Annotated in this window: 17 protein-coding genes; 6 read left to right on the top strand and 11 right to left on the bottom strand. The window is 65.5% G+C overall.

The features are described 5' to 3' along the window. Window positions 1-129 precede the first annotated feature (129 nt). The 3 genes from A3M7_RS0131755 to A3M7_RS0131745 all read left to right on the top strand — a co-directional run bounded on the left by A3M7_RS0131755 (window position 130) and on the right by A3M7_RS0131745 (window position 2,553). Window positions 130-1,362 (top strand): divergent polysaccharide deacetylase family protein, encoded by a 1,233-nt coding sequence (locus A3M7_RS0131755; protein WP_027547554.1) that lies wholly within the window; start codon window positions 130-132, stop codon window positions 1,360-1,362. A 76-nt stretch (window positions 1,363-1,438) separates the two neighbouring features. Beyond that, window positions 1,439-1,945: an RNA pyrophosphohydrolase gene (locus A3M7_RS0131750; protein WP_027547553.1), complete on the top strand. Its 507-nt coding sequence runs from the start codon at window positions 1,439-1,441 to the stop codon at window positions 1,943-1,945. A gap of 104 nt (window positions 1,946-2,049) precedes the next feature. Continuing rightward, complete coding sequence (locus tag A3M7_RS0131745; protein ID WP_027547552.1) at window positions 2,050-2,553, top strand: RNA pyrophosphohydrolase; 504 nt, start codon at window positions 2,050-2,052, stop codon at window positions 2,551-2,553. Window positions 2,554-2,697: 144 nt separating this feature from the next. Here A3M7_RS0131745 and A3M7_RS0131740 read toward each other — a convergent pair whose 3' ends face one another. From A3M7_RS0131740 to A3M7_RS0131715, 6 genes are all read right to left on the bottom strand, one after another. Then, a complete protein-coding gene (locus A3M7_RS0131740; protein WP_027547551.1) occupies window positions 2,698-4,359 on the bottom strand; it encodes an adenylate/guanylate cyclase domain-containing protein in 1,662 nt (553 codons plus the stop codon). A 163-nt stretch (window positions 4,360-4,522) separates the two neighbouring features. Next, a complete protein-coding gene (locus tag A3M7_RS0131735) occupies window positions 4,523-4,930 on the bottom strand; it encodes a F0F1 ATP synthase subunit epsilon (protein ID WP_027547550.1) in 408 nt (135 codons plus the stop codon). A gap of 89 nt (window positions 4,931-5,019) precedes the next feature. Further along, window positions 5,020-6,453, bottom strand: coding sequence for a F0F1 ATP synthase subunit beta (atpD, locus tag A3M7_RS0131730; protein WP_027547549.1), 1,434 nt, complete (start codon window positions 6,451-6,453; stop codon window positions 5,020-5,022). Window positions 6,454-6,535: 82 nt separating this feature from the next. After that, the gene (locus tag A3M7_RS0131725) at window positions 6,536-7,408 is read right to left on the bottom strand and encodes a F0F1 ATP synthase subunit gamma (RefSeq protein ID WP_027547548.1); all 873 of its coding nucleotides are present in this window, start codon (window positions 7,406-7,408) and stop codon (window positions 6,536-6,538) included. Window positions 7,409-7,583: 175 nt separating this feature from the next. Next, window positions 7,584-9,113, bottom strand: coding sequence for a F0F1 ATP synthase subunit alpha (gene atpA / locus A3M7_RS0131720; protein ID WP_027547547.1), 1,530 nt, complete (start codon window positions 9,111-9,113; stop codon window positions 7,584-7,586). Next, complete coding sequence (locus tag A3M7_RS0131715; RefSeq protein WP_027547546.1) at window positions 9,113-9,673, bottom strand: F0F1 ATP synthase subunit delta; 561 nt, start codon at window positions 9,671-9,673, stop codon at window positions 9,113-9,115. Before A3M7_RS0131715 ends, atpA begins: the two co-directional genes overlap by 1 nt. A gap of 660 nt (window positions 9,674-10,333) precedes the next feature. Here A3M7_RS0131715 and A3M7_RS0131710 point away from each other — a divergent pair. After that, window positions 10,334-10,831 (top strand): septal ring lytic transglycosylase RlpA family protein, encoded by a 498-nt coding sequence (locus tag A3M7_RS0131710; RefSeq protein ID WP_027547545.1) that lies wholly within the window; start codon window positions 10,334-10,336, stop codon window positions 10,829-10,831. Between the two features lie 169 nt (window positions 10,832-11,000). On the opposite strand, the gene A3M7_RS0131705 is transcribed toward A3M7_RS0131710, so the two are convergent. Continuing rightward, complete coding sequence (locus A3M7_RS0131705) at window positions 11,001-13,211, bottom strand: primosomal protein N' (RefSeq protein ID WP_027547544.1); 2,211 nt, start codon at window positions 13,209-13,211, stop codon at window positions 11,001-11,003. A gap of 112 nt (window positions 13,212-13,323) precedes the next feature. On the opposite strand from A3M7_RS0131705, the gene A3M7_RS0131700 reads away from it, so the two are divergent. After that, window positions 13,324-14,289, top strand: a complete 966-nt coding sequence (locus A3M7_RS0131700) for a tyrosine recombinase XerC (RefSeq protein WP_027547543.1) — start codon at window positions 13,324-13,326, stop codon at window positions 14,287-14,289. Between the two features lie 83 nt (window positions 14,290-14,372). Then, window positions 14,373-14,963, top strand: coding sequence for a DUF4337 domain-containing protein (locus tag A3M7_RS0131695; protein ID WP_027547542.1), 591 nt, complete (start codon window positions 14,373-14,375; stop codon window positions 14,961-14,963). A gap of 197 nt (window positions 14,964-15,160) precedes the next feature. Here the strand turns inward: A3M7_RS0131695 and A3M7_RS0131690 are convergent, their stop codons facing one another. Genes A3M7_RS0131690 through odhB form a run of 4 tightly spaced genes read right to left on the bottom strand, consistent with a single transcriptional unit; the run spans window position 15,161 to window position 19,222 of the window. After that, window positions 15,161-15,691, bottom strand: coding sequence for a hypothetical protein (locus A3M7_RS0131690; protein ID WP_027547541.1), 531 nt, complete (start codon window positions 15,689-15,691; stop codon window positions 15,161-15,163). Between the two features lie 34 nt (window positions 15,692-15,725). Continuing rightward, window positions 15,726-17,126 carry a dihydrolipoyl dehydrogenase gene (gene lpdA, locus A3M7_RS0131685; RefSeq protein WP_027547540.1) on the bottom strand — a complete coding sequence of 467 codons (1,401 nt, stop codon included), beginning with the start codon at window positions 17,124-17,126 and terminating at the stop codon, window positions 15,726-15,728. Between the two features lie 37 nt (window positions 17,127-17,163). Next, entirely contained in the window at window positions 17,164-17,925 is a 762-nt protein-coding gene (locus A3M7_RS0131680) for an SDR family oxidoreductase (protein ID WP_084302695.1), read from the bottom strand. 55 nt (window positions 17,926-17,980) lie between these two features. Continuing rightward, window positions 17,981-19,222 carry a 2-oxoglutarate dehydrogenase complex dihydrolipoyllysine-residue succinyltransferase gene (gene odhB / locus A3M7_RS0131675; protein ID WP_027547538.1) on the bottom strand — a complete coding sequence of 414 codons (1,242 nt, stop codon included), beginning with the start codon at window positions 19,220-19,222 and terminating at the stop codon, window positions 17,981-17,983. Window positions 19,223-19,284: the final 62 nt, after the last annotated feature.

The raw sequence follows: 19,284 nt of genomic DNA, 5'->3' as shown, positions 1-19,284 counted from the left end.
TCCAACGCAAAGGGCGGCTCCTCGAGCCGCCCTTTTTGCTTGGAACGCCTGGCATCCCCGGCCTATCCCGGCCTGCCGTCGCTTGACCTCGGCGTGGTATCGTCATCGGTGAGTGATTCGGGATCGCGCATGACTGAAACGGCCGATGATCTGAGCGCCCCGCTCGGACAGGACAAGCCGCGCCGGAAACGCCGGCTGCGGCTGCCGTTCACGGCCATGCAGGCGCTCGCCGTGCTGCTCGGCCTGTTGCTGGTCACCTTTGCCGGCTTCGCCATCTTCAACAAGGATCCGCTCGGCGGCGAGCCGATGGCCCGGATCGCGATCCGCGAGCCCAAAGCCACGGACGAGAAGCCGGCCGCCTCCGGCCACGGCCACGGCCAGGACAGCAAGCAAGAGGGCAAGCACGAGACCAGGGAAGCGCCGAAGCAGGCCGCCCCCGGCGAGCAGAAGACCGTCACCATGATCGACGGCTCCACCGGCGCGCGCCACGACGTGGTGATCGGTGCCGGCGAGGCCACCGACAAGGGCGATGCGGCAGCCTCCGCACCACCGCCCGTCATGGCGGGGATCGACCCCAAGCTGCTGGAGAAATCGCGCTACGGCATGATCCCGGTGGCCACCGAGGGATTGAAGCCGTTCAGCGTCTACGCGGCCGACGCCGACCGCGCCAAGGCCGCCAAGATGCCGGTGGTCGCGATCGTGATCGGCGGGCTCGGCGTCGGCGCCGCCAAGACGACCGATGCGATCATGAAGCTGCCGGCCGCGGTGACGCTGGCCTTCACGCCCTATGGTTCCGATCCCGGCAAGCTCGCCGAGCGGGCCCGCACGCAGCGCCACGAGATCTTCCTCCAGATCCCGATGGAGCCCTACGACTTCCCTGACAACGATCCGGGCCCGCAGACGCTGCTGACCTCGCTCAGCGCCGACCAGAACATGGACCGCCTGTACTGGCACCTGAGCCGGATGCAGGGCTACGCCGGCATCACCAATTTCATGGGCGCCCGCTTCGTGGCGACCGACGCGGCGATGCAGCCGATCATCCGCGAGGCGGCCAAGCGCGGCCTCGGCTTCTTCGACGACGGCTCCTCGCCCCGCAGCATCGCGCCGCTGGCCGCAGCGAGCCAGGCGATGCCGTTCGGCAAGGGCGACATCGCGATCGACGTGGTGCCGACCCCGGCCGAGATCGACCGTGCGCTGAACAAGCTCGAATCGGCGGCGCGCGAGCGCGGCGCGGCCATCGGCACCGCCTCCGCCCTCCCCGTCTCGATCGAGCGCATCGGCGCCTGGACCAGGACATTGGGCGACCGGGGTATCCTATTGGTGCCATTGACAACCGCGATGCTGAAATCAAAATCCAGCTAAATCAACGAATTGGTACGGCACAGCTCCAGGCGGGGCCGGTCAAGCCCTACCGAGAGCACGCAAGAGGTCTGGCGGAATGGCGCGTTACGAGGATCTGCCCTACCGGACCTGCGTCGGAGTGATGCTGATCAACACGAAGGGGCTGGTGTTCATCGGCCGCCGCGCCGGCGGCATCGAGCATGTCGACGACGCCCATGTCTGGCAGATGCCGCAGGGCGGCGTCGATCCCGGCGAAGACACCTGGGAGGCCGCCAAGCGCGAGCTCTATGAGGAAACCAGCGTGCGCTCGGTCGAGCGGCTCGGCGAGGTTCCGGACTGGCTGATCTACGACATCCCGCGCACGGTTGCGGGGCGCGCCTGGAAGGGCCGCTACCGCGGCCAGCGCCAGAAATGGTACGCGGTGCGCTTCACCGGCAAGGACAGCGAGATCAACGTCGAAAACCCCGGCGGTGGCGGCCACAAGGCCGAATTCGTCAGCTGGCGCTGGGAGCCGATGAAGAATCTGACCGGGTTGATCATCCCGTTCAAACGCCCGGTCTATGAGCGCGTGGTGAAGGAGTTTTCCGCGCTGGCGGAGGAATAGTTTGCACCGTCACTCCGGGGCGTGCGAAGCACGAACCCGGGATCTCGGAATTCCAGGGCTGGTCTTTCGGACCATCCGGGAATGACGATCAGAGAAGTGACCGCATGTCGAACGACAACAAGCCCTACCGTCCCAATGTCGGGATCGCGCTGTTCAATGCCGATGGCCGCGTGCTGATCGGCCACCGCTTCAAGGGCGACGGCCCCGAGATCATCCTGCCGGGCCTCGACTGGCAGATGCCGCAGGGCGGCGTCGATGAGGGCGAGAATTTGCGCGACGCCGCGATGCGCGAGCTGTGGGAGGAGACCAGCGTGACCAGCGCCGACTATCTCGGCGAGACCGACTGGCTTACCTATGAATTCCCGCCCTATGACGGCCCGCAGACTCATCGGCTGGCGAAGTTTCGCGGGCAGCGGCAAAAATGGTTCGCGCTGCGCTTCACTGGCAAGGATGACGAGATCGATCCGCTGACGCCGCGCAACGACCAGCCCGCGGAGTTCGACGCGTGGCGCTGGGAACGTCTCGATCGCGTCGCCGATCTCGTTGTGCCGTTCCGCCGCGAGGTCTACCAGGCCGTGGCGAAGCAGTTCGCGCCCTTCGCGAACTAAAACGTCGAAAACAACCCCATGCACAGTAGCCGGCCACCGCCGGCGCGATGCGCGGTGGTTGTTGCGAAGTTTCTGAAACGCCAGACGAAATTGGCGGCAAGACGCAATCGTCGCCGGTAACGCGCTCGCCGAGCCTTTTCAGCGCTAATTGATCGGTCCCACCGTGAACGGGCCGATCGCGATGACGTGGCAGTCGCTGTCGCGCCGGGCGCAATCGGCCAGCGCGGAGTTGACGGCGGTCTGCTCGTCGGCGGCCTTCAGGCCGAGGCCGGGCCGCCCCGCGGTGCCGACGGCGACGGCATTCCAGCCCATGGCGTCGCCGAGCTTGCGCACGACCTCGTCGCGGGCGTCGGCCACGATCGAGGCATTGCTCGCGGCATGGAAGAAGCCGGTGATCCTGAGCAGGGTCGGGATCGGCACGACGAAATTATCATCCACCGCGACGATCATGCAGGCGACGCCCGCGATCGCGCCGCAGGATTCCAGCGAACGCCGCGCCGATTCCTCAGGGGATGATGAGCCCAGCACCATGAAATATTGTCCGCCCGGGCCGAGCGCGACCGAGCGGGATTTCGCCGCCGGCACGAACATGTTCTCGAGCCGGACCTTTTGCGGATCGCGCACCATCGGAAAGTCCTTCGACGCGAAGGCCCGCTCGGTCATGGCGTCATGCCGGAAATAGGGCGACGACGGCATCGGCGGCTTGCCATGGGCGTAGACCACGGTGTTGCCGACCGCGTAGAGCTCGCAGCGCCGCGGCGATTGCGCGGCGTCGGCGCGCTTCTGGCACTGCTCGAGCGCGGCGTTGCGCGCGGCCTCCTCGTTCGGCTGGTTCAGCGCCGAGCCGGTGAACCCGCCGATATTGAGCGCGAAGGCCTTGTAGTCGGCCGCAGTGGAATAGTCGCCGGCCAGGTAGTTGCGGACGCGCTCGTTGATGAAGGGCACGCTGTCGGCCGCAAACTTTCCCGTGATCGACGAGGCGGATGGCGACGGTGCGGGCATCGGAGCCATCGCAGCGCCGGCATTCGGCGGCGCCATCGGTGTCACCGGCGCCTTTGCGATCTGGGTCGGCGTCGGGCTCGGCGCGGCGCTTGGCGTTGCAGGACTTGGTGTCGCGGCCGGCGTCACTGCGGCGGTCGCCGTCTGCTTGAGCTTGGTGTTGTAGAGGAAGCCGGTGACGCCGATGGCGACGATCGAGACGATCGCGACCACCAGCGGCCACATCCACACGGGTGCGGCCGCCAGCTTGGAGGCGGGCTTCTTCAGCTGCGGCTTCGAATAGGTGCCGTCCTCGCGCCGCATCGCCACCATGTAGGCGTGCACCGGCGTCGGGATGTTCTTCACCTCCTGCGCACCGATATCGGCGAACTGCACCGAAAGCTTGTTGGCAACCTGCTCGTGCACGGCACGGGAGACGCAGATGCCGCCGACCTCGGCGAGGCCTTCCAGCCGCGCGGCGATGTTGACGCCGTCGCCGAGCAGGTCGCCGTTGCGTTCGACCACGTCGCCGATGGTGATGCCGATGCGGAACGACATCTGCCGGCTCGGCGGATAGGCCATGTTGCGGGTCCGCAAGGACTCCTGGATGTCGATCGCGCAGCGCACCGCGTCCACCGCGCTCGGAAATTCCGCGAGCACGGCATCGCCGGCGGTGTTGAAGATGCGGCCGTTCGCCTTTGCGATGAAATCGTCGATGACTTCGCGGTAGGAGGCGAGGCGCCGCAGCGTCTCCTCCTCGTCTTCCGCCACCAGCCTCGAATACCCGGCAATATCGGCTGCGAAAATCGCTGCGATCTTGCGTTTCATCTGTGACCCGCCCCGGAACAAATCCGCGGGCGAAGAATGCCGCTATCGGCGGCGCGGTGCAACAAAGTTTCAGCGCCCGCCACGGTCGGTGACGGGCGCTGAATTTATTCAGGAATTACTTGCAGGAATTTCGCGTTCGAGCCCCGAAGCGATGCCCCGGGGCTTAATGCATAGCCGTCGAGCTGAGCTGCTGCTGGATGCTCTTGAAGTGGTCGAGCCGCGCGATGGCCTGATCGAGCTCGTCGCCTTCGTGCTCCTTCAGGCCCTCTTCCATCTCCGCGATCGTCTCGGCGAACTGGGCGCGATCGAGCTCATCCAGCGAGGTCGCGACGTCGGCGAGCACGGTGAGGCCGTTCTCGGAGACTTCGGCGAGGCCGCCGAGCACGATGACCTTCTCGTGGCGGCCGCCGGCGGTGATGGTGAGGATGCCGGGCCGGATCGCAGCCACGACCGGCGCATGGCCCGCCAGCACGCCGAAGTCGCCCTCGACGCCGGGGATGTCGACCTGGTCGACCTCACCCGAGAATGCGAGCTTTTCCGGAGAGACGAGATCGAAGTGGAAGGTGGCCATGGGGAACCTTGCGAATAGCGAATGGCGAATAGCGAGTGGCGAAAAGGAGCAGCGAAACTATTCGCGACTCCCCATTCGCCATTCGCTTCTTAAGCCGCTTCCGCGGCGAGCTTCTTGCCCTTCTCGACCGCCTCTTCGATGGTGCCGACCATGTAGAAGGCGGCTTCCGGCAGGTGGTCGTACTTGCCTTCCACCAGGCCCTTGAAGCCCTTGATGGTGTCGGCGAGGTCGACGAACTTGCCCGGCGATCCCGTGAAGATTTCGGCGACGTGGAACGGCTGCGACATGAAGCGCTCGACCTTGCGGGCGCGGGCCACCGTCAGCTTGTCCTCTTCCGAAAGCTCGTCCATGCCGAGAATGGCGATGATGTCCTGGAGCGCCTTGTAGCGCTGGAGCACCTGCTGGACCTGACGGGCGACCGCGTAGTGCTCCTCGCCGACGACCAGCGGGGAGAGCATGCGCGAGGTCGAGTCGAGCGGGTCCACCGCCGGGTAGATGCCCTTTTCGGCGATCGAGCGCGACAGCGTGGTGGTCGCATCCAGATGCGCGAACGAGGTCGCGGGCGCCGGGTCGGTCAAGTCGTCGGCCGGAACGTAGATGGCCTGCACCGAGGTGATCGAGCCCTTCTGCGTGGTAGTGATGCGCTCCTGCAGCGCGCCCATGTCGGTCGCGAGCGTCGGCTGATAACCCACCGCCGAAGGAATACGGCCGAGCAGCGCCGACACTTCCGAGCCGGCCTGGGTGAAGCGGAAGATGTTGTCGACGAAGAACAGCACGTCCTGGCCCTTGTCGCGGAAGTCTTCCGCGATGGTCAGACCGGTGAGCGCGACGCGGGCGCGGGCGCCGGGCGGCTCGTTCATCTGGCCGAACACCAGCGCGCACTTCGACTTCACGCTCGGATCCGGATTGTGCGGATCGGCGTTGACCTTGGACTCGATGAACTCGTGATAGAGGTCGTTGCCCTCGCGGGTACGCTCGCCGACGCCGGCGAACACGGAGTAACCGCCGTGCGCCTTGGCGACGTTGTTGATCAGCTCCTGAATCAGCACGGTCTTGCCGACGCCGGCGCCGCCGAACAGGCCGATCTTGCCGCCCTTCGCGTAGGGAGCCAGGAGATCGACGACCTTGATGCCGGTGACGAGAATTTCAGCTTCCGTGGACTGATCGGTGTAGAGCGGCGCTTCCTGGTGGATCGCGCGCAGGCCGTCCGACTTGACCGGGCCGGCTTCGTCGATCGGCTCGCCGATGACGTTGATGATGCGGCCGAGCGTGCCTTCACCGACGGGAACGCGGATCGGCGAACCGGTGTCGGTCACTTCCTGGCCGCGGACGAGACCTTCGGTGGTGTCCATCGAGATGGTGCGGACGGTGGACTCACCGAGATGCTGGGCGACTTCGAGCACCAGGCGGTTGCCGCCATTCTTGGTCTCGAGCGCGTTGAGAATGGCCGGGAGGTGGCCTTCGAACTGCACGTCGACGACGGCGCCGATGACCTGGGTGACGCGACCGGACTGGGCTGCCATTGAATGTCTCCTTCGATCCGAACTTCTAGACCACGGTCAATCGACCGGGATGTTGCGTTTGACGGGTACCGATGCGTCCTTGCTAGACGGCTTCGGCGCCCGAGATGATTTCGATCAGTTCCTTGGTGATCTGCGCCTGACGCGTGCGGTTGTAGACCAGCGTCTGCTTGCGGATCATCTCACCGGCGTTGCGCGTCGCGTTGTCCATCGCGCTCATCTGCGCGCCGTAGAACGAGGCGTTGTTCTCGAGCAGCGCGCGGAAGACCTGGACCGCGAGGTTGCGCGGCAGAAGGCGCGTGAGGATCTCGTCCTCTTCCGGCTCGTATTCGTAAGACGTCGTGCTGGCGGCAGCGCCCTCCTCGACGACCAGCGGGATGATCTGCTGGGCGGTCGGGATCTGCGCGATCACCGAGCGAAAGCGCGAATAGAACAGCGTGCAGACGTCGAATTCACCGGCATCGAAGCGGGCCAGCACCTTCTTGGCGATGTCCTCGGCGTTGACGAAGCCGAGCTGGCGAACGCTGCGCAGGTCGAGATGCTCGACGATCTGCTTGTCGAACTGGCGGCGCAGCTGCTCGTAACCTTTGCGGCCGACGCAGAAGAATTTCACTTCCTTGCCCTGCGCCATCAGCGCCAAGGCGCGCTCGCGGGCGAGACGCACGATCGAGGAGTTGAAGGCGCCGGACAGGCCGCGCTCGCCGGTGCAGACCAGCAGCAGGTGGACCTGGTCCTTGCCGGTGCCGGCCAGCAGCGTCGGCGCGCCGGGCGAGCCCGCCGCAGCGCTGGCGATGTTGGAGATCACCGCGCTCATCTTGTCGGCATAGGGACGTGCAGCTTCCGCAGCGGTCTGCGCGCGGCGCAGCTTCGAGGCCGCGACCATCTGCATGGCCTTGGTGATCTTTTGCGTCGCCTTGGTGGAGGCGATGCGGACGCGCATGTCTTTAAGTGACGCCATTCTTCGTCCCCGACGGTTCGATCCCTTGCGGTCAAACCGCTAGCCTGTCTCTGTCGTCATGCCCGGGCCTGTCCCGGGCATCCACGTCTTCGTCTTTCCACGCGGCAAGGCGTGGATGGCCGGGACATCAAATGCGAAGACGCGCTTCGCGCTTTTGGCCCGGCCGTGACGGTTCTTACGCGAAGCTCTTCGCAAAACCCTCGACCACCGACTTCAGCTTGGCAGCGGTGTCGTCGGAGAGATCGCGGCTGTCGCGGATCGTATTGAGGATGTCGGCGTTCTTGCCCCGCAGCAGCGAGAGCAGGCCGTCCTCGAACGCGCGCACCTTGTTGACCGGAAGCGGATCGAGATAGCCGTTGGTGCCGGCCCAGATCACGCAGACCTGCTCTTCCATCTTCAGCGGCGAGAACTGCGGCTGCTTCAGGAGCTCGGTGAGGCGCGAACCGCGGTTGAGCAGGCGCTGGGTCGAGGCGTCGAGGTCGGAGCCGAACTGCGCGAACGCCGCCATTTCGCGGTACTGCGCGAGCTCGCCCTTGATCTTGCCGGCGACCTTCTTGGTGGCCTTGGTCTGTGCGGACGAACCGACGCGCGACACCGACAGACCGACGTTCACCGCGGGACGGATGCCCTGGAAGAACAGGTCGGTTTCCAGGAAGATCTGGCCGTCGGTGATCGAGATGACGTTGGTCGGGATGTAGGCCGACACGTCGTTGGCCTGGGTTTCGATGACAGGCAGCGCGGTCAGCGAGCCCGAGCCATGGTCCTTGCTGAGCTTCGCCGCGCGCTCGAGCAGGCGGGAGTGCAGATAGAACACGTCGCCCGGATAGGCTTCGCGGCCCGGCGGACGGCGAAGCAGCAGCGACATCTGGCGGTAAGCGACGGCCTGCTTGGACAGATCGTCATAGATGATGACCGCGTGCATGCCGTTGTCGCGGAAGAATTCGCCCATGGTGCAGGCAGTAAAGGGGGCAATGTACTGCATCGGCGCCGGATCCGACGCGGTGGCGGCGACGATGATCGAGTATTCAAGCGCGCCCTGCTCTTCCAGCACCTTCACGAACTGGGCAACGGTCGAACGCTTCTGGCCGACCGCGACGTAGACGCAATACAGCTTGATGTTCTCGTCGGGCTGCGCGTTGAGCGGCTTCTGGTTCAGGATGGTGTCGAGCGCGATCGCGGTCTTGCCGGTCTGACGGTCGCCGATGATCAGCTCGCGCTGGCCGCGGCCGATCGGGATCAGGGCGTCGATGGCCTTGAGGCCGGTCGCCATCGGCTCGCTCACCGACTTGCGCGGAATGATGCCGGGCGCCTTGACGTCCACGCGCATGCGCTTGTCGGCCTGGATCGGACCCTTGCCGTCGATCGGATTGCCGAGCGCGTCGACGACGCGGCCGAGCAGGCCCTTGCCGACCGGCGCGTCCACGATGGCGCGGGTGCGCTTGACGGTCTGGCCTTCCTTGATCTCGCGGTCGGCACCGAAAATAACGACACCGACGTTGTCGGTTTCGAGGTTCAGCGCCATGCCGCGGGTGCCGTTCTCGAACTCGACCATCTCACCGGCCTGGACGTTGTCCAGACCGTAGACGCGGGCGATGCCGTCGCCGACGGACAGCACCTGTCCGACTTCGGAGACTTCAGCTTCCTGGCCGAAATTCTTGATCTGGTCCTTGAGGATCGCGGAAATTTCCGCGGCGCGGATGTCCATCAGCCTGCCTCTTTCATCGCGTGCTTGATCGAATTGAGTTTGGTGCGAAGCGAACCATCCACCATGCGGCTGCCCAGCTTGACGACGAGGCCACCGATGATCGAGGGATCGACTTTCACGTTCAGCGCGACGTCCTTGCCGGTCACCGACTTCAGGGCAACCTTGAGAGCGTCGAGATTCTTGTCCGAGAGCGCCTCTGCCACGGTGACGTCAGCGGTCGCCTCGCCCTTGAACTTGGCGACGAGGGCGCGGTAGGCGCGGATGACGTCAGCCACCACGAACAGGCGGCGGTTGGCGGTCAGCACTTTCAGGAAATTGGCGGAGATGCCGGCAATGCCGGCCTTGTCCAGCACGGCCGTGAGGGCCCTGGACTGGGCATCGGCCGCGAACACCGGGCTGCGGACGAGGCGCTTCAGATCGGCGCTCTCGCCGAGCATGGCCTCGAACCTGTCGAGGTCGGCCTTGACCTCGTCGACCACTTTCTGGTCGCGGGCCAGTTCAAACAAGGCCGTTGCATAACGGCCGGACACACCGGAAACGGAGGTATCTTCTGCAGCCACAGACGCGCTCTTTTAGCTGTCAAATTCGCAAGGGAAAAACCGTCGCCACGAAGCGGCGCCTAGCGATCCAAGCCCTTGGAATTCAAGCGGGACTTCGATTTTCGACCAGCACGGGAAGTGCCGGGCTCGTTAAAATCGCGGCTTTGCTAACATAGCAGGCGCGCACGTGCAACATGACGCCAAATTAAAGGCATGAGGTTCTGTCGCCAGTTCGTCGCAGTCGGCGACACGCAAACGGCGACCTGAGCACCGACTTGCGCGACGACCTGCCGCGCCACGGAATTGCCGCGAGCCCTACGTCGCCGTCGCCCCCGATTGTTCCTGCCCTCAGCGCATAGCGGCCATGAACACGGATCGCTGAGGCGTGATTTCCGCCTCGTCAGTTCCACCCGGCGAATACTTACCCAACTCTAAACGCGGGGAGCTATGACTTCGTTTTACAGTATTTGTAAGTAATAAGATAGTTAACGAATCGTTAAATCCAAATATTACGGAATATCGCCTGAATATCGAAACAGGTCACAAGATATTTCATGACGACATAGAACAGATTTACTGCCCAATTCATGCCGCATTGCGAAAGGAAACGCCAATCCGCTCACAACCTGATGGGGGCTCCACTGGCCACATATGTGGCAATACTAGATTAGGGACCACTAAATGCTGTCTTTCAAGACGCTGGGCACTGTGACCCGGCCGCGCACGGCGATCGCCTTCATTGCCGCAACTCTTCTCATTGGAGGAACTGCCACCGAAGCGTCCGCCAAATCCAGGCATCACCGGCACCATCATCGCCACCACGTCCAGAACGACTCCAATGCCGGCTCTGATTGGCGCAACGCCAACGCGGCGATGACGCCGTCCTCGGGCACCGGGCACAGCTTCTCCGGCATGGCCTCCTATTACGGCAACGAGTCCGGCAGCAGGACCGCCTCGGGCCAGCGCTTCAACCAGAACGCCATGACCGCGGCACACCGTTCGCTGCCGTTCGGCACCAAGCTGCGCGTCACCCATGGCGGCTCGAGCGTCATCGTCACCATCAATGACCGTGGCCCGTTCATTCGCGGCCGTGTCCTCGATCTCTCCACGGGTGCTGCCCGCGCCATCGGCCTCACCGGCGCCGGCGTCGGCCGCGTCACCGCGGAAGTCGTCTCCTAGGGCGCATCACGCGTGAAAAAAGCCCGCCGTCTTGGGGGACGGCGGGCTTTTTTGTTGCTGGCATTCCGGGGCACGCGAAGCGTGAACCCGGAATCCATCGGGCGACAGAATCTGCGGTGAAATGGATTCCGGGCTCGCGCTGCCGCGCGCCGCGGAATGACAGCGGGAACTACAAAAAGCTCTGCGGATCGACGTCCACCTCTAACTTCAGATTGCCCTTCGGCTTCGGGCAAACGGCGAGCCAGTTGCGCAGATAGTCCGACAGATCGAAACCGCGCGCCGACTTCACCAGGATGCGGAAGCGGTAGCGACCCTTGATCACGGCGAGCGGCGCTTCCGCCGGGCCCAGCACCACCACGCGCTCGTCGCGCGGCGCGAGTGCGACGAGGCGGCGGCCAAAGCCTTCCGCGCTCGGACGGTCGCCGGCCGAGATGATCAGGCTCGCGAGCCGGCCGAACGGTGGATAGAGCGTGCGCTCGCGCAGATCGATCTCGCTGTCGTAGAAGGCCTCGCGGTCGCAGGCGATCAGCGCCTTCATCACGGGATGATCGGGCTGGTGGGTCTGGAGATAGCCGACGCCGCGGCCCTGCTCGCGGCCAGCGCGGCCGATCACCTGGTTGAGCAGCTGCCAGGTGCGTTCCGACGCGCGCGGATCGCCATTGGACAGGCCGAGATCCGCATCGACGACGCCGACCAGATTGAGCCGCGGGAAATTGTGCCCCTTGGCGACGAGCTGCGTGCCGATGATGATGTCGACGCGGCCCTCGGCGATCTCGGCAAGCTCGGAGCGCATGGTCTCGATCGAGGTGATGAGATCGCTCGACAGCACCATGGTGCGCGCCTCCGGAAACAGCGCCGCCGCTTCTTCCTGCAGGCGCTCGACGCCGGGGCCGACCGCGACCAGCGATTCCTCCGCCGAACAGTTCGGACAGATATGCGGGCGCGGCATCGAGAAGCCGCAATGGTGACAGACCAGGCGCTGGCGGAAGCGATGATCGACCAGCCAGGCATCGCAGATGGTGCAGGCGAAGCGGTGGCCGCAGGCACGGCACAAGGTCAGCGGCGCATAGCCGCGGCGATTGAGGAACAAGAGCGCCTGCTCGCGCTTCTCGATCGCGGTCCTGATCTCGGAGGCCAAGCGCGGCGAGATGAAACGGCCGCGCGCCGGCGGCTCGCGGCGCATGTCGATCGCCTCGATATGCGGCATGTGCTGGCCGCCGAAGCGCGAGGGCAGCGCGATGCGCTGATAGCGGTTCTTGCGCGCATTGACCTCGGATTCGACCGACGGCGTCGCGGAGGCCAGCACGATGGGAATTTTTGCGATATGCGCGCGCACCACCGCCATGTCGCGGGCGTGGTAATGCACGCCCTCGTCCTGCTTGTAGGCCTGGTCGTGCTCTTCATCGACGACGATGAGGCCGAGATTGGCGTAAGGCAGAAACAGCGCCGAGCGCGCGCCGACCACGACCGGCGCTGAGCCTTCGGAGATCGCCGCCCAGTTGCGCGCGCGGGTGCGCGGGGTGAGCTCGGAGTGCCATTCGATCGGCCGCACGCCAAAACGCTGCGCGAAGCGGTCGAGGAACTGGCCGGTGAGCGCGATCTCCGGCATCAGGATCAGCGACTGCCTGCCGCGGCGGATCGCCTCCGCCACGGCCTCGAAATAGACCTCGGTCTTGCCCGACCCGGTGACGCCGTCGAGCAGCGCGACGTGGAAGGTGCCGTTGGCCGCGAGCGCCCGCATCGTATCGACGGCGGTGCGCTGGAGCGGTGTGAAATCCGGCCGACCGAAATCCGGATCGGGGGCCGGTGGCGGCGGAGGCGGCGGCATCGGCTCGACCGTGAGTGTGCCTTCGTCGACGAGGCCGTCGATCACGCCGGCCGAGACGCCCGCCTCCTTGGCCGCCTCCGACTTGCCGTGCAGCAGCCGGTCCGACAACACCTCGATTACGCGTTGCCGCGCCGGCGTCAGCCGCCTGGGGGGATCGCCGACCAGGCGCACGCCGGGGCGCACCCGCTCGGGGCCGAGATTCTCGCCCATCCGCAGGCACATGCGCAGCACCATGCCGCGCGGGCTCAGCGTGTAATTGGCAACCCAGTCGACGACCGAACGCAGCTCGGGCTTCAGTGGCGGGAGGTCGAGCTTCTCGTTGACCTCCTTGAGGCGGTTGTGCAGTCGCGGATCGGGATTGGCGTTCTCGGCCCAGACCACGGCGAGCACCTCGCGGGGCCCCAGCGGCACGCCGACGAGATCGCCGGCCTTCAGCTCCATCCCGCGCGGCACCTTGTAGGAATAGGTCTGGTCGAGCGCGACCGGCACCAGCACGTCGACCATGCGGGTCGCGTTGGCGGAGGCGGTGCTGCTGCGGGAGGTGTGGTCCATGAACTGAGAATCGGAACCCGGGGGCCTCAAGGCTAGCGCCGTGAGGCGGCCTTAGCGAACGATAAACGAGTGTGATGCGATATACTGTGCGGAATCACCACGTCCAGAGCGCATGAGCAAAGCGGCCGCCCCACCCATCGAGCTCGCCAGCGCCGATCCCTCGATCGCGCAGGAGATGACGCGCTGGCTGTCGCATCTCGGCGCCGAGCGGCGGCTGTCGCCGAAGACGCTGGAGGCCTATGGCCGCGACTTGCGGCAGTGCCTGGATTTCCTCAGCAATCATTGGGGCGAGCGCGTCACGCTCAAGCGCTTCGCGGCGCTGGAAGCCACCGACGTACGCGCCTTCATGGCGATGCGCCGGGCGGACGATATTGCCGGCCGCTCGCTGATGCGCGCGCTGGCGGGCCTGCGCTCGTTCGGCCGCTTCCTCGAACGCGAGGGCAAGGGCAAGGTCGGCGCATTGTCGGCGATCCGCGCGCCGAAGGTCGCCAAGAGCCTGCCAAAACCGCTGCCGATGGCGTCGGCCAAGCGTCTTGCGGACGCCGACGAGCGCGCCGGTGAGGACCGCGAGACCTGGATTCTGGCGCGCGATGCCGCGGTGATGGCGCTGCTGTATGGCTCCGGCCTGCGCATCTCCGAAGCGCTCGGCCTCAAGCGCCGCGAGGTGCCGAAGCCGGGCGAAGGCGACGTGCTCATCGTGACAGGCAAAGGCAACAAGACCCGCATGGTGCCGGTGCTCCAGAACGTGCTCGCGCTGGTGCAGGAATATGTTGCGATGTGCCCGTATCCGCTGCCGGCGGAAGGACCGATCTTCGTCGGCGCGCGCGGCGGTCCCTTGAGCCCACGCATCATCCAGCTCGCGATGGAGCGGCTGCGCGGCGCGCTCGGCCTGCCCGACAGCGCCACGCCGCATGCGCTGCGCCATTCCTTCGCCACGCATCTATTGTCGCGCGGCGGCGATTTGCGCGCGATCCAGGAATTGCTCGGCCATTCCTCGCTCTCGACCACGCAGGTCTACACCGGCATCGATTCCGAGCGGCTGCTGGAAGTCTATGCCAGCGCGCATCCGCGGCGCTGACACACTGACGTCATAACTTCCTTGCCTCTTGCGCGGCGCCCGCGGTTCGGTCAATCGTGGGGAACCAAGGCAGGAGGAATTTTATGAGCGCACATGAAAGCATGGAGCATGCCGAGCACGCCGAACACGCGTCCGGCTCGAACAAGAAGATCGCACTTCTGATCGCCGTGCTGGCGCTGTTCCTGGCGATCTCGGAGACGCTCGGCAAGGGCGCCCAGACCGAAGCGATCAGCAAGAACGTCGAGGCCGCCAATCTCTGGGCGTTCTTCCAGGCCAAGAGCATCCGCCGCACCGTGGTGCTGACCGCGGCCGACCAGGGCAAGCTCGCGCTCGCCGGCACCACCGACGACGCCATGAAGGCGACGGTGCAGAAGCAGGTCGACGACTGGACCAAGACCGCGCAGCGCTACCGCTCCGAGCCCGAGACCGGCGAAGGCACCGAGCAGCTCGCCGAGAAGGCCAAGCACGCCGAGCACGAGCGCGACGAGGCGACCGCGAAATACCATCACTTCGAGCTGGCGTCCGCCGCCTTCCAGATCGGCATCGTGCTGGCCTCGGCCACCATCATCACCGGCATGATCGCGCTGGCCTATGTCGGCGGCATCCTGACGCTGGCCGGCCTCATCATGACAGCACTCGGCCTGTGGTGGCCGCATCTGCTGCATTTGCATTAGGGGCGATGGGACGGCTTACTCCGCCGTCGTCCCGGCGAAGGCCGGGACCCATACCGCGTGATTTATCGATTGCGGATGGTCGGAGTACCGAACGACGAATCTTCGCCAAACTACTCCCTGGGGTTATGGGTCCCGGCCTTCGCCGGGACGACACCTGAGAATTGGCGCGAGCTCTGGCTCGACAGCTGAATGCGCGCTCAGCGCGCCTGGTGCACGCTCTTGCGGAAGCGCTGGATCAGGCGGAGGGTGCGGGAGGACCAGCCTTCGCCGTTGCCGCCGATGATCTCCTTGATGCGCTGCTTGACGGGGTCGACGAGCTCATGCGCCTTGGCGCGCAGCTTCATGACGAGATCGTAGAGCCGCTCGAACCAGTGCATCTCCATGAGCTTGTCGCGCGTCACGTCGAATACGAAGGCGGTGACGCCGACGCCGAGCAACTTTGCGAACAGAAACGTGGATACGCCGGTCAGCCAGTATTCATGCGTGAGCAGGTACAGGCCGACCAGCTTGAGCGGAAACAGCGGAATGATCGGAACCGCGAACACGATCAGCGTCAAGGCCGGTGGCAGCGCATCGACACGCTCCGTCAGCCATTGCTTGAAGCGCGCGAGCGGAATCGCTGCGACAACCCGCGCGACGATCGGTTCGAGGTGGTCCCACAGCCAGGCTTCGATCAGAAAGATGATCGCCAGCAGGACCCAGACCGGTTGAAGAAGGCGGCGCAGCATGTGTTGTCCCGCCCGAACAGACTCGGGGCGTGGCCTACATATGGATGGCCCGCTTGCCGACTGCAAGCGCGGCTTCCTTGATGGCCTCCGAGCGGGTCGGATGCGCGTGGCAGGTGCGTGCGAGATCCTCCGCACTGCCGCCAAACTCCATGAGAACGCACGCTTCATGGATCATTTCCCCGGCTTCGCGGCCGATAATGTGCACGCCGAGCACGCGATCGGTCTTCGCATCTGCGAGAATCTTCACAAAGCCATCGGTGGTCTGGTTGACCTTGGAGCGGCCGTTGGCGGTAAAGGGAAACTTCCCGACAGTATAAGTCACGCCCGCCTGCTTCAGTTCCTCCTCGGTCTTGCCGACGGCGGAGACTTCCGGCGTGGTATACACGACGCCTGGGATAACGTCGTAGTTCACGTGGCCGGCCTGCCCTGCGATGATCTCCGCAACCGCAACGCCTTCGTCCTCGGCCTTGTGCGCGAGCATCGGACCGGCGACGACGTCGCCGATGGCGTAGACGCCATTGAGGCTGGTGGCGAAATGCGGATCGATCTGCACGCGGCCGCGATTGTCGAGCGCAACGCCGGCCTCCTTCAGGCCGAGCCCATCGGTGTAGGGCACGCGGCCGATGCAGACGAGCACGACGTCGGCTTCCAGCGTCTCCGCAGCACCGCCGGCCGCGGGCTCGATCGTCGCCTTCAGCGTCTTGCCTGAGGTGTCGACTGCGGTGACCTTGGCACCGAGCTTGAATGCAAAGCCCTGCTTTTCCAGCATGCGCTGGAATTGCTTGGCGATCTCGCCGTCCATGCCGGGCAGGATGCGATCCAGGAATTCGACGACGACGACCTCGGCGCCGAGCCGCTTCCACACCGAGCCGAGCTCGAGGCCGATCACGCCGGCACCGACGATCAGCAGCTTGCCGGGGACCTTGTCCAGCGACAGCGCGCCGGTCGAGGACACGATGCGCTTCTCGTCGATCTCGATGCCCTTGAGACGCGCGATGTCCGAGCCGGTGGCGATCACGATGTTCTTGGTCTCGATCACCTGCGACTTGCCGTCGGCGGAGACTTCGACCTTGCCGGTGCCCAGGATCTTGCCGGTGCCCTTGAGCACATCGACCTTGTTCTTCTTCATCAAGAACTCGACGCCCTTGACGTTGCCGTCGATGCCCTGCTGCTTGAAGTTCATCATCGCAGGCAATTCGAGCTTCGGCGTGGAGACGGACACGCCCATCTTGGCGAAGGAATGCACGGCCTCCTCGAACATTTCGGAGGCGTGCAGCAGCGCCTTCGAGGGCATGCAGCCGACATTGAGGCAGGTGCCGCCGAGCGTTGCGTTCTTTTCGACCACGGCGACTTTCATGCCGAGCTGGCTGGCGCGCACCGCGCAGACATAACCGCCCGGTCCGGTGCCGATGACGACGAGATCGTAGGTAGCCATGAGAGAAAGTCCCGTGAGTTTAGCGTGGAAAGATGTGTCAGCGTCCGCCGGACACATCGAGAATGGCCGAGGTGACGTAGGAGGCATCGTCCGACATCAGCCAGACGATGGCATTGGCGATTTCCTCGGCGGTGCCGACGCGCTTCATCGGCACCATATGGGCCAGGCGATGGGCGCGGTCGGGCTCGCCGCCGGCAGCGTGGATTTCGGTGTCGATCAGGCCGGGCCGGATCGCGGCAACGCGAATGCCTTCGCCCGCAACCTCATAGCCGAGGCCGACGGTGAAGGAATCGATCGCGCCCTTGGACGCGGCATAATCGACATAGGTGTTGGGTGCGCCGAGGCGGGCTGCGACCGACGACAGATTGACGATGACGCCGCCCTTGCCGCCATGCTTGGTCGACATCCGCTTCACCGCCTCGCGCGCGCAGAGGATGGAGCCGGTGACGTTGACCGCCATCACGCGCTGGATGCGCTCGGCCGTCATCTCGTCGACGCGGACGCCGCTCTTGCCGACGATGCCGCCATTGTTGACGAGGGCACCGAGCGCGCCGAACTTGTCCGCTTGCTTGAACAGTTCGATGATGTCGCTTTCCTCGGCGACATCGCATTTCACCGCGATGGCCTTGCCGTTGCTGGCAGCGATCTGCGCGACGACTTCGTCCGCAGCCTGCTTGTTGCTGGCGTAGCCGACGACGACACGGAAGCCGCGTGCGGCCGCCGCAAGTGCGGTCGCCCGCCCGATGCCGCGGCTGCCGCCGGTGATGACAACGACTTTATCCGTCACGCGCCCCTCCATGGTTCGACACGCGCCGTCGCGCGAGAGGGCGACGGCGCTCGCAGAGCATCAGCGATCAGAGATCGAGCACCAGCCGCGCCGGATCCTCCAGGCTCTCCTTGACGCGAACCAGGAAGGTGACGGCTTCCTTGCCGTCGATGACGCGGTGATCGTAGGACAGCGCCAGATACATCATCGGGCGGACCTCGATCTTGCCGCCGACGACCATCGGCCGCTCCTGGATCTTGTGCATGCCGAGGATGCCGGACTGCGGCGCGTTCAGGATCGGGGTCGACATCAGCGAGCCGTAGATGCCGCCATTGGTGATGGTGAAGGTGCCGCCCTGCATCTCGTCGATCTTGAGCTGGCCATCACGGGCGCGGCGGCCGAAATCGGCGATGCCCTTCTCGATGTCGGCGATCGACTTGTGGTCGCAGTCGCGCACGACGGGCACGACGAGGCCCTTGTCGGTGCCGACGGCGACGCCGATGTGATAGTAGTTCTTGTAGATCAGGTCGGTGCCGTCGATCTCGGCGTTGACCGCCGGGATGTCCTTCAGGGCCTGCACGACCGCCTTGGTGAAGAAGCCCATGAAGCCGAGCTTCGAGCCATGCTTCTTCTCGAACGCGTCCTTGTAGTGCGCGCGCAGCGCCATGACGTTGGTCATGTCGACCTCGTTGAAGGTCGTGAGCATGGCCGCGGTGTTCTGCACGTCCTTCAGACGACGCGCGATGGTCTGGCGCAGCCGGGTCATCTTGAAGCGCTCTTCGCGGGCGGCGTCATCGGCCGGCGACGGCGCGCGCACCTGAACGGCGGCAGCGGGCTGGTTGACCGGGGTCGGCGCGGAGGCGGCGCGCTCGATCGCGGCGAGCATGTCGCCCTTGGTGACGCGGCCGTCCTTGCCGGAGCCCGGAACGGTCGAAGCGTCGATGCCGGTCTCGGCCGAGAGCTTGCGCACCGACGGGGCGAGCGGCGCGTCGGCCGGCGGGGCCTTCGCGGACGGAGCCGATGCGGCAGCAGCCGCGGCGGCGGGAGCGGCAGCGGGCTTGGCGGGAGCAGCGGCCGGCTTGGCCGCGCCAGCGGCGCCTTCGGTGATCTGGCCGAGCAGCGCGCCGACAGCGACGGTCGCGCCGTCAGCGGCGATGATCTCGCTCAGCGTGCCGGCGGAGGGCGCCGGGACTTCGATGGTGACCTTGTCGGTCTCGAGCTCCACCAAGGGCTCATCGACGGCGACGGGGTCGCCGGCCTTCTTGAACCAGCGGCCGATGGTGGCCTCGGTGACGGATTCGCCGAGCGTCGGCACACGAATTTCAGTCATGGTCTTTTCCTTAATCGTTTTTGGCCGTCATCGTCCGCGCAGGCGGACGATCCAGTACACCG

This window comes from Bradyrhizobium sp. WSM2254, assembly GCF_000472645.1.
GTDB classification, from domain to species: domain Bacteria; phylum Pseudomonadota; class Alphaproteobacteria; order Rhizobiales; family Xanthobacteraceae; genus Bradyrhizobium; species Bradyrhizobium niftali.
The sequence above is the reverse complement of the archived record's forward strand: the minus strand, read 5'-3'. Positions and strand labels throughout refer to the sequence as shown.